This is a genomic window from Kluyvera sp. Awk 3 (assembly GCF_028069715.1).
Taxonomy (GTDB): domain Bacteria; phylum Pseudomonadota; class Gammaproteobacteria; order Enterobacterales; family Enterobacteriaceae; genus Kluyvera; species Kluyvera georgiana_A.
The window spans coordinates 1-275 of the sequence record NZ_JANEWH010000349.1 but is presented as its reverse complement, the minus strand read 5'-3'; the positions used below and the strand labels follow the sequence as shown (position 1 = coordinate 275).

Annotated in this window: 1 rRNA gene; it reads left to right on the top strand. The window is 49.1% G+C overall.

Annotated elements, in window-relative coordinates:
* Window positions 1-275 (top strand): 23S ribosomal RNA (locus tag NNN71_RS25350); the annotation flags it as partial.

Genomic DNA, 275 nt, shown 5'->3' with positions numbered 1-275 from the left:
GGTAACATCAAATCGTACCCCAAACCGACACAGGTGGTCAGGTAGAGAATACCAAGGCGCTTGAGAGAACTCGGGTGAAGGAACTAGGCAAAATGGTGCCGTAACTTCGGGAGAAGGCACGCTGATATGTAGGTGAAGTGATTTACTCATGGAGCTGAAATCAGTCGAAGATACCAGCTGGCTGCAACTGTTTATTAAAAACACAGCACTGTGCAAACACGAAAGTGGACGTATACGGTGTGACGCCTGCCCGGTGCCGGAAGGTTAATTGATGG